A 13,385-nucleotide genomic window follows, 5' to 3' on the forward strand; every position below is an offset into this window, starting at 1 on the left:
ATATCCTTCATGCAAACGCCCTGCATTCACCTCTGTTCCCTGGAGCCCACCACCGGATTTTGCGCCGGCTGCGGCCGGACTCTTCAGGAAATCGGCAACTGGACGAGCTATTCCGACACCGAGCGGCAACGGATCATGGCGCTGCTGCCGGCAAGGCTTGCAGGCGCTACCACGCTGTCGAACCATATGAAAATGAGCCTCGCTGGCGGGCCGGAGCGGGTTTTATGATCCGTTTGACCGTCTTCCTCGTCGTGATAGGCATCGGCCTTGCCGTACTGATCGTCAACAATGACAGCAGCCGCATCCTTGGCCTGCAGAGTGATGACTTCGGCCGCGTCGTCTACCTGCTGCCGATCGCGCTGATGTTGTCGGCCGGCATCTGGGCGAGCCGGCGCAGTGTCGGCGAAACGATGCGCCAGATGATGATCTGGCTGGTCATCATCCTGGCGCTCGTGACCGTCTATCTCTATCGCCAGGAAGCGCTCGGCGTCGGCAACAGGCTGCTCGCCGGCCTGGTTCCCGGCCGCGCCGTCGTCGTCACGACAAGCGAGGGCGGCCGGGAGATCATCCTGCACAAGCTGCTGAACGGCCATTTCGAAGCTGATGTCTCGGTCAATGGCCAGACGGTCGAGATGCTTGTCGATACCGGCGCCAGCATGGTGGCGCTGTCGCACGACGATGCCGAACGGATCGGTATCGACCTCTCCCGCCTCACCTATTCCATGACGATCATGACCGCCAATGGCCGCGGCCGCGCAGCACCCGTCACGCTCGATCAGGTGGCGATCGGGCCTATCGTCCGCAACAATGTCGCAGCCAGCGTCGCAGAGGACGGCCGGCTCGACCAGAGCCTGCTCGGCATGAGCTTCCTGGAAACGCTGGGCTCGCTCCAGATGCAGACCGACGAACTCCGCATGCGTGATTAAGCCTCGCAGAGCTCATGATCCGCTGCCACTGCGGGCGTCTTTACGGCAGCGGTCGGTGCGACAGGAGCTTCGCAATGAATTCACTCTGGCCGATCGTCATCGGCGGCGTTCTGCCCGCCCTCTTCTGGGGCATCACCGCCATCTTCCAGAAACAGAGCGCCACATCGGCCACCGGCTCCGCCGACTATCTGATCGCCTTCGGCGCTGCCTGCGCACTCGCCGGCATGATTGCCGCCCTGATCTGGCCCCCTGCCCCCTGGACCGCCGAAGGTCTCGGTTTTGCCGCCACCGTCGGCGCCTGCTTTGCTATCGGCACCGGCCTCATCAGCTTTGCGCTTTTCACTTATGGTGTCCCGGTCTCGAAGCTCGCCCCAATCTGGAGCTGCAACGTGCTGGTGACGCTGGCAATCGGCGCCGTCTTTCTCGGCGAAGCCTCCGAACTCGACATAATAAAGCTCGCCGCCGGCACCCTCCTCATCATCTCGGGCGCCGTTCTCGTCAGCAGCGCCTGACGGGAACTGGTGCAATATGCAGCAGCATAAGACAAGCAGTTCGCCGCCACATGCTCCTGCGTTGCAGCGCCTTCTGCTTTGTTGATATCCTGCGTCACGGCGCCTCCGCGCCATGCCGGAGCTCGATATGAACCCACGACAATTGAAGACATTCCTCGCAGTGATCCGGCACGAAAACCTCACGCGCGCCGCTGCCGAGGTCAATCTCGCTCAGTCGAGCCTCAGCGACCAGATACAGGCGCTGGAAGAGGAACTGGGTGCAGAACTCTTCCTCCGCTCCCGCCAGGGCGTAATCGCGACACCCGCAGGCGCGGTCCTCAAGGCCTATGCCGAAGAGATACTGGCGCTGAACGAGGAGGCGAAGGCCGCCATCAGTGCTGCAGCCGGCAATGCCGAACAGTCCGTCACCTTGGGTACGCTCGAAACCATCGCCGCCGAGCGGCTGGCGCCCTGGCTGTCACTCTTTCGCAAGAAGAACCCAGACGTCGGCCTCAAAATCAAGATCGGTAACAGCGGCGGATTGCTGGCGCAATTGCAGCACGGCTCGATCGATGTCGCCTTCACCTTCGATCGCGGGCAGCAGGATGAGCGCTTCTTGACGCGCCGAATCTGCAGCGAACCGCTGGTGCTGATTGCCGGGCGCGATTTTCAAGCCCGACCACCCGCAAGCCTCGCGGCACTGAGCACCGCGCCCTTCGTCGCCACCGAAACCGGCTGCGTCTACCGGCACCTGTTCGACACTGCCTTTGCCGAAGCGCAGATTGCAGCGCCTTCAATCGTCACGGAAGCCGACAGCATCGCGACGATCGTCCGGCTCGTTGCATCCGGCGCCGGCTTTGGCCTCGTCCCCCGCCTTGCCGTCGGTCCGGCCGCAACGCTGGGCAACGTCGTAGAACTGCCATGGCCGGGCGAACCGCCTGCCGCCTCGCTGGTGATGATGTGGCGGCGCAGGCGCGTACAGCCGCCGGCGCTTACTCTCCTGCTGCAATCGGCAAGCGAAGAACTCTCGCCGCTCAGACCAGCCGATGCCCGCCTTCGACATGCAGGATAGTGCCGGTGGTGAATCCGTTGCCGATCAGGAAGCGGATCGCATCGGCAATATCATCGGGCCGCCCAACGCGTCCGACCGGCAGGCGCTGTGCCATAGCCTCAAGCGTCGCCTGCTTGGCGTCGCCGGCGACGAAGCTCCAGATCGGCGTATCCACCCATCCGGGCGACACCGCATTGATCCGGATCGGCGCTAGTTCGACAGCAAGCGCCCTGACCAGGCCTTCCAGCGCCGCATTGACGGCTGCGACCACCGATCCACGCGCCGCCGGCCGGTAGGCCGCGACACCTGACGTATAGGTGATCGATCCTGACGGCGGCAAATGGGTGGCCCCGTATTTCGCCAGCAGTAGTGGCCCGTAGAACTTACTTTCAACCACCCGTTGCGCCACCGCAAGCTCGATCGAAGGCAGCAGCTGATAGGCGCCTTCGATATCGGCCGCCGTGCTGACGATGTGATCGACTGTCCCGCTACTGCCGAAAAGCGCCGCGACCTCTTCCTCGCGCGATATATCGACGGCATACGTCTTAAGTTTCGGATGGTCACCGAGATCGCGGCGGGCCGCAGCAAGCTTATCTTCGCCGCGTCCTGCGATCGTCACCGCCGCCCCTTCCGCGAGCAACCGCCTCGCCAGCGCCAGTCCCATTCCGGAACTGCCGCCAACAATAATGATCCTCGCGCTTTCGATTCTGATATCCGTCATCTGCCGTCTCCTTCTTGGCTAACGCAGCAGATGCCTCGGGCCGGAGCGGAAGAAAATCGGAAGAAACCGATGACGTCATCGGGTTTTCCGATGGCGCTGTTCGGGTGATTGATCAGTTGCGCAGCCGGTAGCCGGTCTTGAAGATCCAGGCGAGTGTTCCCAGGCAGATCACCAGGAACACCGTGATCATTGCCAGGCTGATCGCCGGGTTGACGTCGGCGATCCCGTAAAAACTCCAGCGGAAGCCGCTGACGAGATAGAGCACCGGGTTGAGGTGACTGACCGCCTGCCAGAAGGGCGGCAGCATGCTGACGGAGTAGAAGCTCCCACCGAGGAAGGTCAGCGGCGGCACGACCAGCATGGGAATGAGATTCAGCTGTTCGAAATTGCCGGCCCAGATACCGATCATGAAGCCGAACAGGCTGAAGGTGATCGCCGTCAGCAGGAAGAACAGGATCATCATGAAGGGATGCTCGATCCTGACGTCGACGAAAAGATTGGCGGTCAGGAGGATGATGAAGCCGATGATCATTCCCTTGGTCGCCGCGGCCCCGACATAGCCGAGCAAGATCTCCGTCATCGCCACCGGCGCGGAAAGCACCTCGTAGATCGTGCCGGTGAATTTCGGGAAATAGATGCCGAAGGAGCCGTTGCTGATGCATTGGCCGAGCAGCGTCAGCATGATCAGGCCGGGCGTGATGAAGGCGCCGTAGGACACGCCCTCCACCTCCTGGATGCGCGAGCCGACTGCGGCGCCGAAAACGATGAAATAGAGCGAGGTCGAGATGACGGGCGAGATGACGCTCTGCAGCAGGGTGCGGCGCGTGCGCGCCATCTCGAAGAAATAAATCGATTTGACGGCCTCGACGTTCATTTATCCGCTCCCACCAGCGCCACGAAGATGTCCTCGAGCGAGCTTTGCCGCGTCGAGAGATCCTTGAAATGGATATTGTTCTCGCCGAGCCGGGTCAGCAGGGCAGCGATGCTTTCCTGTTCGTTGCCAGCGTCGAAATCATAGGTCAGCCGGTTGCCGTCCGCTTCCAGCGTCAGCCCGTTGCCAGCAAAACAATCCGGCAGGCGGCTCAGCGGTTCGGTGAGATCGAGGATGAGCTGCTTGCGGCCGAGCTTGGCCATCAGCGCTGCCTTGTCCTCGACGAGCAGCAACTCGCCACCGTTGATGACGCCGACACGGTCGGCGATTTCCTCGGCCTCTTCGATATAATGGGTGGTCAGGATGATAGTGACGCCGGAGGCTCGAAGCTCTTCGACGACATGCCACATGTCCTTGCGCAGCGTCACATCGACGCCGGCCGTCGGCTCGTCGAGGAAAAGGATATCCGGCTCATGCGAGAGCGCCTTGGCGATCAGCACCCGCCGCTTCATCCCGCCAGAAAGCTGGCGCAGCATATTGTCCTTCTTGTCCCAGAGCGAGAGCGCGCGCAGCACCTTCTCAATATGCGCAGGATTGGCTTTCTTGCCGTGCAGCCCGCGCGAAAAGCTCACCGTATTGAACACCGTCTCGAACTGATCGGTGGTGAGCTCCTGCGGCACCAGCCCGATCATTCCGCGGGTGGCGCGGAAATCCTTCACCACGTCGTGGCCGGCGACCAGCACCCGGCCGCCGCTCGGATTGGCGATGCCGCAGATGATAGAGATCAGCGTCGTCTTGCCCGCGCCGTTCGGCCCGAGCAGCGCCAGAATCTCACCCTTTTCGACGTCGAGATTGATACCCTTCAGGGCCTCGAACCCATTGGCATAGGTCTTGGTGAGGTTCTGAACGGAAATGATGGGGGCCATGCGGGACTCTTGCGGATTCTCGGAAGTTACTTCGGCCGCTATATAGTCCCTTTGTAACGCTTTAACATCCTTAAGCGCATGAACACTGCATTCGCGCGCTGTTAACACAGTTTGGCTTAGGCGTCCCGCTGGTGCAGGTGGACCCGCTGGCGCAGGTGAGATAGCCGGCATCGGGTCTTTGCGACGAAGCCGGCCTCGCCGGCAAAAGAAAGGCAGCAGCTGGTTTCAAATGTCATCATCTGGTGACATTCGTGCCCGATAAGAGAACCGAGGCCAGCACCGGCATCCGCCCCGCCGCCCACCCCTTTGCGGAGCCGTCTCGGGTGTTCTCGTTGCGCCCCTTTTTTTGCTGCCTCGGCATGTAGTGAAAGTTATTGTTCAGTCACGAAGTGCTTGGAACCGGCCAGTATCCCCTGTCTAACCGCGTTCCGTCTTAGCCGGCCCTGCGCCGGCTTTCTTTTTATCTGCCTCTTCTCCGCTCCTCGCTCTTTCCGATCCACTGCGGATGAAAGCGACCAAGGGTGGCCCCCCTCACAGTTCGTCGTAATTGAACCAGTCGAAATCCGCGACCTTCGCCCGGCCCGACGTATCGAAGGCGAATACACCAGCGAAGGCGCCGGTGAAGGAGCCGTGTTCGCCGCGTCCGCCTTCGTCGGAAATCACGCCGGCGTCGAGGATCGGGCCGATCGGCTGCCAAGAGCCCTTGCCTTCTGTCTGCCAGAAGAATTGCAGGTCGTTCTCGCGGATTTCCATGGCAAGCTGGACGCGGCCCTCGGCGGCGATCGCCACGCCGCTTTCGGCGGGAAAGCTGAGGCGTCCGTTCGGGTAGTCGCCGTTGCAGGAGAGGATTGTCACGCAGCGGCCGAGTGTTTCGTGCAGCGTTACGGCGACCGCGTGAAACTTGTGGCGGTTGTAATAATGCGTCAGGCCCGCCACCTGCTGATAGATGTCGGGCGAGAACTCGATCACGGTTTCGGCGCGGAAACTGTGGTGTTCCTGGCGGCGGGCGACCAGCGACTGTTCAAACCAGGAGCCGATGCTTTCGCGTGCAATCAGACGCAAATGGCCGGGACGATCCGTCAGGTTGAAGATGCGCGCGGGCTCTGGCGTGCGCAGCCATTGGAAATCGGCGGGCAGCGTGCCGCCATCGAAGCTGTATTCGCTGCGCATCGGCTTTTCCACGGGCACCGCGCCGGAGAGGCCGGGCACATCGACATCGGGCACGGTGGTTCCGTTTTCGAGATAGAGCCAGTCGTCGTCGCGCCAAACGCACTTTTGCAGGGCAGTCTCGCGGCCCAGCGTGCAGCGCCGCTTTGGGGGTAGCGGCCGGCCGCAGAGATGGGTGTGATAGGCCTCGCCCTCGGGCGTCTCGACATATTGACCGTGCCCTGCCCGCTGCAGCACCGCGCCCGGGTGATCTTTGGAGGTGATGAGATGCATGTTCGGATGCATCTCATAGGGTCCGTCGATACTACGCGACCGCGCCATGGTGACGGCATGGTCGTAGCCGGTGCCGCCCTCTGCAGTGGTCAGATAATACCAGCCGTTGCGTTTGAAGAGATGCGGGCCCTCGACGAGGCCGAGCGGGCTGCCGGCAAAGATGTTCTTGATCGGCCCCTTCAGCGCCTTTGCCGCCGGATCCCATTCCTGCAGCAGGATGCCGTCGAAGGCCGGCGATTTCGGCGAGCCGCCATAGCTTTCGGTGCGGTGGTTCCACTGCATGTTGACGAACCACTTGCGGCCGTCATCGTCGTGGAAGAGCGAAGGATCGAAGCCGGAGGAATTGACATAGACCGGCTCGGACCACTCGGCCTCAATCGTGGGGGCCGTGACGATGTAGTTCGGCGCGTCCTTGAAGCTGCCGTCGAAGCGCTTGACGTCGGTATAGACCAGCCAGAATTGCCCGTCGGCAAAGGAAAGACACGGCGCCCAGATGCCGCAGCTATCGGGGTTGCCGCGCATGTCGAGCTGCGATCTGCGCTCCAACGGCCGGCGCACCAGCGTCCAGTTCACCAGATCGCGCGAATGGTGGATTTGCACACCCGGATACCATTCGAAGGTCGAGGTAGCGATGTAATAATCCCTGCCGACGCGGCAGATCGACGGATCGGGATTGAACCCGGGCAGGATGGGATTGCGGATCATGACAGGGTCTCCTCCGACCGGCGGTGTTTTGCTGTACGTACATCAGATTATAGCAGAAAAGGCCGGGAAGAGTTGCCTCCGGGCCTGAGATGACTATTCGCGTTCGGCGGACTTGGCCCAGAGGTTGATGTCGGCCTCGCGGGCATAGACATCGATCTCAGCAAGCTCCTCGACACTGAATTCGAGATTATCCAGCGCCTTGACGCAATCGACGATCTGCGACGAGCGGCTTGCGCCGATCAGCGCCGAGGTCACGCGGCCGCCGCGCAGTACCCAGGCGATCGCCATCTGCGCCAAAGTCTGGCCGCGTCTTTCGGCGATCTCGTTGAGCTTGCGGATATTGTCGATGATCGAGGGGCGGATGTAGTCGCGCTTGAGAAAGTGGTTCTGCGCCGCGCGGCTGTCTTCGGGAATGCCACCGAGATATTTCGTCGTCAGCATGCCCTGGGCGAGCGGCGAGAAGACGATCGAGCCCATGCCGACCTCATCCAGCGTATCGAGCAGCCGGTCGTCCTCGACCCAGCGGTTGAGCATCGAATAGCTCGGCTGGTGAATCAGGCACGGCGTGCCGAGATCCTTGAGGATCTTTGCGGCTTCACGCGAGCGCTGCGAATTATAGGAGGAAATACCGACATAGAGCGCCCGGCCGGAACGGACGATATGATCGAGCGCGCCGCAGGTCTCTTCCAGCGGTGTTTCCGGGTCGAAGCGGTGTGAGTAGAAGATGTCGACATAGTCGAGGCCCATGCGCTTCAGGCTCTGGTCGCAAGAGGCGATCAGATATTTCCGGCTGCCCCATTCGCCATAGGGTCCAGGCCACATGTCGTAGCCGGCCTTGGAGGAGATGATCAACTCGTCGCGAAGCCCGACGAATTCGGTGCGCATGATTTCGCCGAAGGCGGTCTCAGCGCTGCCGGGAGGCGGGCCGTAATTGTTGGCGAGGTCGAAATGGGTGATGCCGAGGTCGAAGGCCGTGCGGCACATATCGATTTTGCGGTCACGCGGCGTGTCGCCGCCGAAATTATGCCAAAGGCCGAGCGAGACGGCCGGCAGCTTCAGGCCGGAACGGCCCGTGCGGTTATATTTCATTTTCGAATAACGGTCTGCGGCCGGTTGCCAGCTCATCTGAATGTCTCCTTGATAAAATAGCTATCTGGTCGTCATGCGACATCCTCGGCCCAAGAGATTGCCGACACCTGCCCCTCATCCGGCTGCCGCCACCTTCTCCCCGTAAACGGGGCGAAGGGACATGCCGCGCCGCCTTCCTCAACCTCAACCTCGACGCTGCGTTTGGCACGCCCCCTCTCCCCGTTTTTTACGGGGAGAGGGTTAGGGTGAGGGGCAGGCGCGAACCGGACAGCCGTGGGACAAGCCCGAGCATGACGAACTATTGTTACAAATGCGCCGATACGGCAAGCGCACGGCGCGCGTCATCTCTACCTCAACAGCGCCTGCGCCTCCTCGATGCCGAGGGCGGCCGGCTGCGTGCAGGTCGTGGTCAGGTCGATGAAACGGCCCTCTTCGCCCGATTTCAGGATCGAGGTCATGATATCGACGCCGTGCAGCGTGCGGTCGAGCGAGCAGCGCGCATCACGGCCTTCGATCAGCGCCATTGCCATGTCGGCAAGGCCGGCAGTGCGGTAGTTGGCGCGCGATCCGTTCGGGCTTTCCTGGTTGATCTTGCCGAATGGATGTTCCCAGGCGTCGAGCGGCTTGATGTCCTTGTCACGGCCACTTGCCTCGACTACGCCGCCGAAGAAGTTCGGATCCGGCACGTAGAGCGAACCGTCGGTGCCGTAGAGCTCCATATTGGCATGGCGGTGCGACCACACGTCCCAGCTCGCCGTCAGCGTCACCGTGGCACCGTTGACGAATTCGAGCAGCGCCTGGATCGTCGTCGGCGTCTTGACCGGGATGATCTCGCCGTTGCGCGGCTGGCTGGTGATGGTGCGTGTCGGCGACGCCATTGAGGTCATGCCGCCGACACGTTTGACCGGGCCGATCAGGTTGATCAGGTTGGCGATGTAATAGGGGCCGAGATCGAGGATCGGGCCGCCGCCCGGCAGGAAGAAGAAATCCGGGTTCGGATGCCACATCTCCATGCCGGGGCTCATGACGTAGCAGGCGCCCGAAGTCACCCGGCCGATGCCGCCGTCATCGATAAACTTGCGGGCGAGCTGATGGGCGCCACCGAGAAAGGTGTCTGGCGCACAGCCGACGGCAAGGTTCTTTTCCTTGGCGATGCGGCGAAGCTCCTCACCCTCTTCGAGTGAAAGCACCAGCGGCTTTTCGGAATAGACATGTTTTCCGGCCTCAAGGATCGCCTTCGATACCCGGAAATGCGCATCCGGGATCGTCAGATTGACGACGACGTCGATCTCGTCATTGGCGAGAAGCTCGTCGATCGTCTGCGCTTTGACGCCATATTCCTTGGCGCGCGCCTCGGCCGCCTGCGCATTGATATCGGCGCAGGCCAGCACCTTCAACCCTTTGAAGAGCGGTGCCAGTGAGAAGTAAGTGGTGGAGATGTTGCCGCATCCGATGATGCCGACGCCAAGTTCCCTGGTCATGATGAAGCCTCAGTAGGTCTGGAAAGATGCGATCGAACGGCTGATATTGCGGTCGATGTCATTCGGGTTGTCGTGTTCGACGACGTAGTGCTTGGCCTTCGTGGCGCGCAACGCCGTCATTAGCCTCCCCCACTCGACCTTGCCGTGACCGACATCGGCCCAGCCGCTCTCATCCGTCGCCTCGCCAGCCGGTGCGATGTCCTTGACATGCACAGCGGTGATCCGCGGTCCGAGCTTCTCGATCCAGGCGAAGGGATCGGCGCCGCCGCGGATCACCCAGGCGATATCGGCCTCCCAGGAAATGTCGGGCGCGCCTTCGAAGATGCGCTCGATCGGCCGCGAGCCGTCCTGCAGCTTGAAGAATTCGAAATCATGATTGTGCCAGCCGAATTCGTAGCCGGCAGCCTTGTAGGGCTTGCTGATCTCCTGCAGGCGCCTGCCGAAGGCGACCCAGCCGGCAGCGTCGGACGGGCGCTCCTCGGCGGCGAGATGCGGCGCATAGATCGAATCCATGCCGAGGATCTTGGCAATGTTCAGCGACTTCTCGGCTTCCTTCTCCAGGAAATCGGGGCTGAAATGGCCGCTCGCCATCACCAGGCCGTTCTTGTCGAGATCGGCGCGAAGGCTCTTCAGCCCGGCATCATCGAGATCGGCATAGATGCCGCCGAAGCCCTCGACTTCGGCATAGCCAGCCTTGCCGAGCTTTTCGAAGATCGCCGAATAGGGCTGGAAGTTGCGGGCGCTATAGAGCTGGTAGCTGAGTTTCGTCATCATGTTCTCCTTGGGCCTCGTGCCCATTCTTGCAATATCAATCCGCCGACTGGCAGGAATACAGGTCGTAGAACCGGAACTCCGGAAGCGCGCCACGATCAAGCGGCCGTGCCGGGGTAAAGGTGATGCGGCGGCTCTCGCCGGCCGCAAGATCGAAGGCGTTGTCGGAATATTTGCCGTCGGTCTCGGTTTCGATCATCACGAAAAGCGCAAGTCCCTTCGCGGTGACGTTGATGTCGACGGAGCCATTCTCCTCGACATATTCGTGGGTGACAGCAAGCCCCGCAGGTTCCAGCTCCAGCGCCTTGTAGGTACCGTTGACATGGTGCCCCTCGCCGCCCGTGCCGTTCGACGCGGTGAAACGCCAGGCAAGCAGCGTTCCCTCGGGAATATCGGAAACGTCGATGCTCGTGGCAGTGACGGCCGCATCCGGCGAACATATGGCCTGTACGTCTCTCATGTGCCGGCGCTCGCCCTGCGTCGTCAGCAGCGAGATCGAAAGGTCGACGCTGACATCGACAAGCGTGTCGTTGACCAGCGAGAAGCGGATCGTCTTTCCGTCTTCGGAAGGAATGGCGGCGACCGCGACCGGCTGGAAGAAGCGCTTGACGAGATAGTGCATCGCCTTCCAGCGGCCGCCATAGTCGAGGCTCGACCAGGAGGCGACCGGCCAGGTGTCATTGAGCTGCCAGTAGATCGTGCCCATGCAATGGGGTTTGAGCGACCGCCAGTATTCCACCGCTGTCTTGATCGCCAGCCCCTGTTGGATCTGGGAGAGATAGACGAAGTTCGGAAAATCCTTGGGGAAGCGGAAATAACGGAACATCGTACCGGCGATGCGCTCGTTGCCGCCGGCATTCTTCTGGTGCAGCTCCATGACCGGGGAAGCGACGTTCATGTCCTTCGCCTCGGCATAGGTCTTGATCACAGGCAGCGACGTATAGGACTGGAAGCCGAATTCCGAGCAGAAGCGTGGACGCACCGAACGGTAATTGTCGAACGACTTGTTCTCGTGCCACACCGACCAGTAATGCATGTCGCCGGACCCGTCCGCATGCCAGGCATCGCCGAAATCGAGATAACCGGACGCCGGGCTCGACGGCCACCAGAGCGCGCCGGGCAGCGCCTTTTTCACTGCCTGCTCGATCGTGCGGTTGAGGCGATCATAGGAGACGAGATAGCGGTCGCGGTCCTTCCGCGATTCCTCGAACCAGGTGAGCGCTCCGACCAGTTCATTGTCGCCGCACCAGAGCACGATCGAGGGATGCGAGGAGAGCCGGCGCACCTGGTAGTCGACCTCGATCGTCACATTGTCGAGAAAGTCCTCGGTCGAGGGATAGAGGTTGCAGGCGAACATGAAGTCCTGCCAGACCATCAGGCCCAGCCGGTCGCAGAGATCGTAGAAATGATCCTGCTCATAGAAGCCGCCGCCCCAGACACGGATCATGTTCATGTTGGCGGCTTTCGCCGATTGCAGCAGGCCTTCGGTCTTTGCAGGCGAAGACAGCGAAAACAGCGCGTCGGCCGGGATCCAGTTGGCGCCGCGGCAGAAGATCTCGCGGCCGTTGACCTTGAACGCGAAGCGGCTGCCGGCCGCATCCGGCGTGGTGATCAGCTCGACGGTGCGAAGGCCGATCTGCTTGACCATTTCATCCGTCGGCGTTTCGACCGAAAGCCTGTAGAGCGCCTGCTCGCCGCTGCCGGAGGGCCACCAGAGGCGCGGATTGTCGATATGGAAGAGATGGTTGACATGGGTCTCGCCATTGACGCCGACATCCAGGCGCACGCGCTCGCCATCGAGGTCGAAATAAACTTGGGCAATGTCCTGCCCCTTGGAAAACAGCGTCGCGGTCACTTTGAGATCGACCGAGCCGTCATTATTGTGGGTCTGGCGGGTGACGACGTGTTCGATGCGCGCGGTTTCGAGCTTTTTCAGCGCGATCGTCCCGTAGAGGCCGAGCGGCGCAATGGCGATGTTCCAGTCCCAGCCGAAATGGCATTGCGGCTTGCGCAGCATGTTGCCGTCGGGAATCGGCGAATTGCCCGTGCTGTAGGGAATGTAAAAGGGCTGCTGCTTCTGTCGCGCAGCGCCGACGGCGATGTTCGAGGCAAAGACGATGCGGATGCTGTTGTCGCCTGATTTCAGCATGCTGGAGACGTCAGGCCGGTAGCGGCGGAAGCTGTTGTCGGCTTCGAGCGCCAGGAAGCCGTTGACGTGGACGCTGGCGACCGTGTCGAGATAATCGATATCGAGATACCAGTCGCCTTCGACCTCCTGAAGCGTGAAGCTGCGCTCGACCGCCCATTCCCGCTCGGCGACCCACTGCACCTTTTCCTCGTTGCGGCCGAAATAAGGATCGGGGATCAGGCTTGCGCGGTGGAGCGCGGTGTGCACATCGCCCGGCAAGATGATCGCGGTGCGGATCTCGCCGTCGACTGAGGCAAGCTGCCACGAACCGGAAAGGTCGATGTTGGGAGTAGTTGATCGATGCGTCACGATATCGTTTCCGATTTACGTTTTTGAAAGAGACGGCGCATGGTCGTCGTCCGGTAGCTGTCGTTCGTCAAAGGGCTTGGCTCCCTCTTCTCCCCAGCGGGGAGAAGGTGGCCCGAAGGGTCGGATGAGGGGGCCACACGGCACGCCCTTAGTTGCACTTCACTTGCGCTCAGCGCCTCGCTCCTATCGTCACTCACCCCCTCATCCGCCTGCCGGCACCTTCTCCCCGCTGGGGAGAAGAGATGTGTAGCAGCGCCTTGGTCCCCTTCCGTCCGCCCCAGCCTCCGTCATGCTCGGGCTTGACCCGAGCATCCACAGCGTATCCACCAGCAGCAGCGGGGATAGATCCTCGGGTCAAGCCCGAGGATGACGGAGAGTGGATTGGTCTTCTCGCCAAACTCGCCCTGGCCTAGTAG

12 protein-coding genes are annotated in these 13,385 nt (G+C 61.6%); 4 read left to right on the forward strand and 8 right to left on the reverse strand.

Annotated features, from left to right (window positions below; translation table 11 throughout):
- Positions 1–9: 9 nt before the first annotated feature.
- The 4 genes from G9X68_RS13355 (at position 10) to G9X68_RS13370 (ending at position 2,489) form a co-directional block, all read left to right on the forward strand.
- Complete coding sequence (locus G9X68_RS13355; protein ID WP_171602757.1) at positions 10–228, forward strand: DUF1289 domain-containing protein; 219 nt, start codon at positions 10–12, stop codon at positions 226–228.
- A complete protein-coding gene (locus G9X68_RS13360) occupies positions 225–926 on the forward strand; it encodes a TIGR02281 family clan AA aspartic protease (protein ID WP_171602758.1) in 702 nt (233 codons plus the stop codon). The genes G9X68_RS13355 and G9X68_RS13360 overlap by 4 nt, the downstream gene beginning before the upstream one ends.
- Before the next feature lie 74 nt (positions 927–1,000).
- A complete protein-coding gene (locus tag G9X68_RS13365; RefSeq protein WP_171602759.1) occupies positions 1,001–1,438 on the forward strand; it encodes an EamA family transporter in 438 nt (145 codons plus the stop codon).
- Positions 1,439–1,565: 127 nt separating this feature from the next.
- Positions 1,566–2,489, forward strand: coding sequence for a LysR family transcriptional regulator (locus tag G9X68_RS13370; RefSeq protein ID WP_171602760.1), 924 nt, complete (start codon positions 1,566–1,568; stop codon positions 2,487–2,489).
- On the opposite strand, the gene G9X68_RS13375 is transcribed toward G9X68_RS13370, so the two are convergent.
- From G9X68_RS13375 to G9X68_RS13410, 8 genes are all read right to left on the reverse strand, one after another.
- Entirely contained in the window at positions 2,452–3,189 is a 738-nt protein-coding gene (locus tag G9X68_RS13375; RefSeq protein ID WP_171602761.1) for an SDR family oxidoreductase, read from the reverse strand. The two genes, G9X68_RS13370 and G9X68_RS13375, sit on opposite strands and share 38 nt — an antisense overlap.
- Positions 3,190–3,301: 112 nt before the next feature.
- Complete coding sequence (locus G9X68_RS13380; RefSeq protein ID WP_003540416.1) at positions 3,302–4,063, reverse strand: ABC transporter permease; 762 nt, start codon at positions 4,061–4,063, stop codon at positions 3,302–3,304.
- Complete coding sequence (locus G9X68_RS13385; RefSeq protein WP_171602762.1) at positions 4,060–4,986, reverse strand: ABC transporter ATP-binding protein; 927 nt, start codon at positions 4,984–4,986, stop codon at positions 4,060–4,062. The genes G9X68_RS13380 and G9X68_RS13385 overlap by 4 nt, the downstream gene beginning before the upstream one ends.
- 531 nt (positions 4,987–5,517) lie before the next feature.
- Positions 5,518–7,131, reverse strand: a complete 1,614-nt coding sequence (locus G9X68_RS13390; RefSeq protein ID WP_171602763.1) for a glycoside hydrolase family 43 protein — start codon at positions 7,129–7,131, stop codon at positions 5,518–5,520.
- A gap of 93 nt (positions 7,132–7,224) precedes the next feature.
- A complete protein-coding gene (gene mgrA / locus G9X68_RS13395) occupies positions 7,225–8,256 on the reverse strand; it encodes an L-glyceraldehyde 3-phosphate reductase (protein ID WP_171602764.1) in 1,032 nt (343 codons plus the stop codon).
- A 311-nt stretch (positions 8,257–8,567) separates the two neighbouring features.
- Entirely contained in the window at positions 8,568–9,701 is a 1,134-nt protein-coding gene (locus tag G9X68_RS13400) for a Gfo/Idh/MocA family protein (RefSeq protein WP_171602765.1), read from the reverse strand.
- Positions 9,702–9,710: 9 nt separating this feature from the next.
- Entirely contained in the window at positions 9,711–10,472 is a 762-nt protein-coding gene (locus G9X68_RS13405) for a sugar phosphate isomerase/epimerase family protein (protein ID WP_168314354.1), read from the reverse strand.
- Between the two features lie 37 nt (positions 10,473–10,509).
- The gene (locus G9X68_RS13410) at positions 10,510–12,969 is read right to left on the reverse strand and encodes a glycoside hydrolase family 2 protein (protein ID WP_171602766.1); all 2,460 of its coding nucleotides are present in this window, start codon (positions 12,967–12,969) and stop codon (positions 10,510–10,512) included.
- Between the last annotated feature and the right edge of the window lie 416 nt (positions 12,970–13,385).

Source organism: Rhizobium changzhiense, assembly GCF_013087625.1.
Lineage (GTDB): Bacteria > Pseudomonadota > Alphaproteobacteria > Rhizobiales > Rhizobiaceae > Rhizobium > Rhizobium sophorae.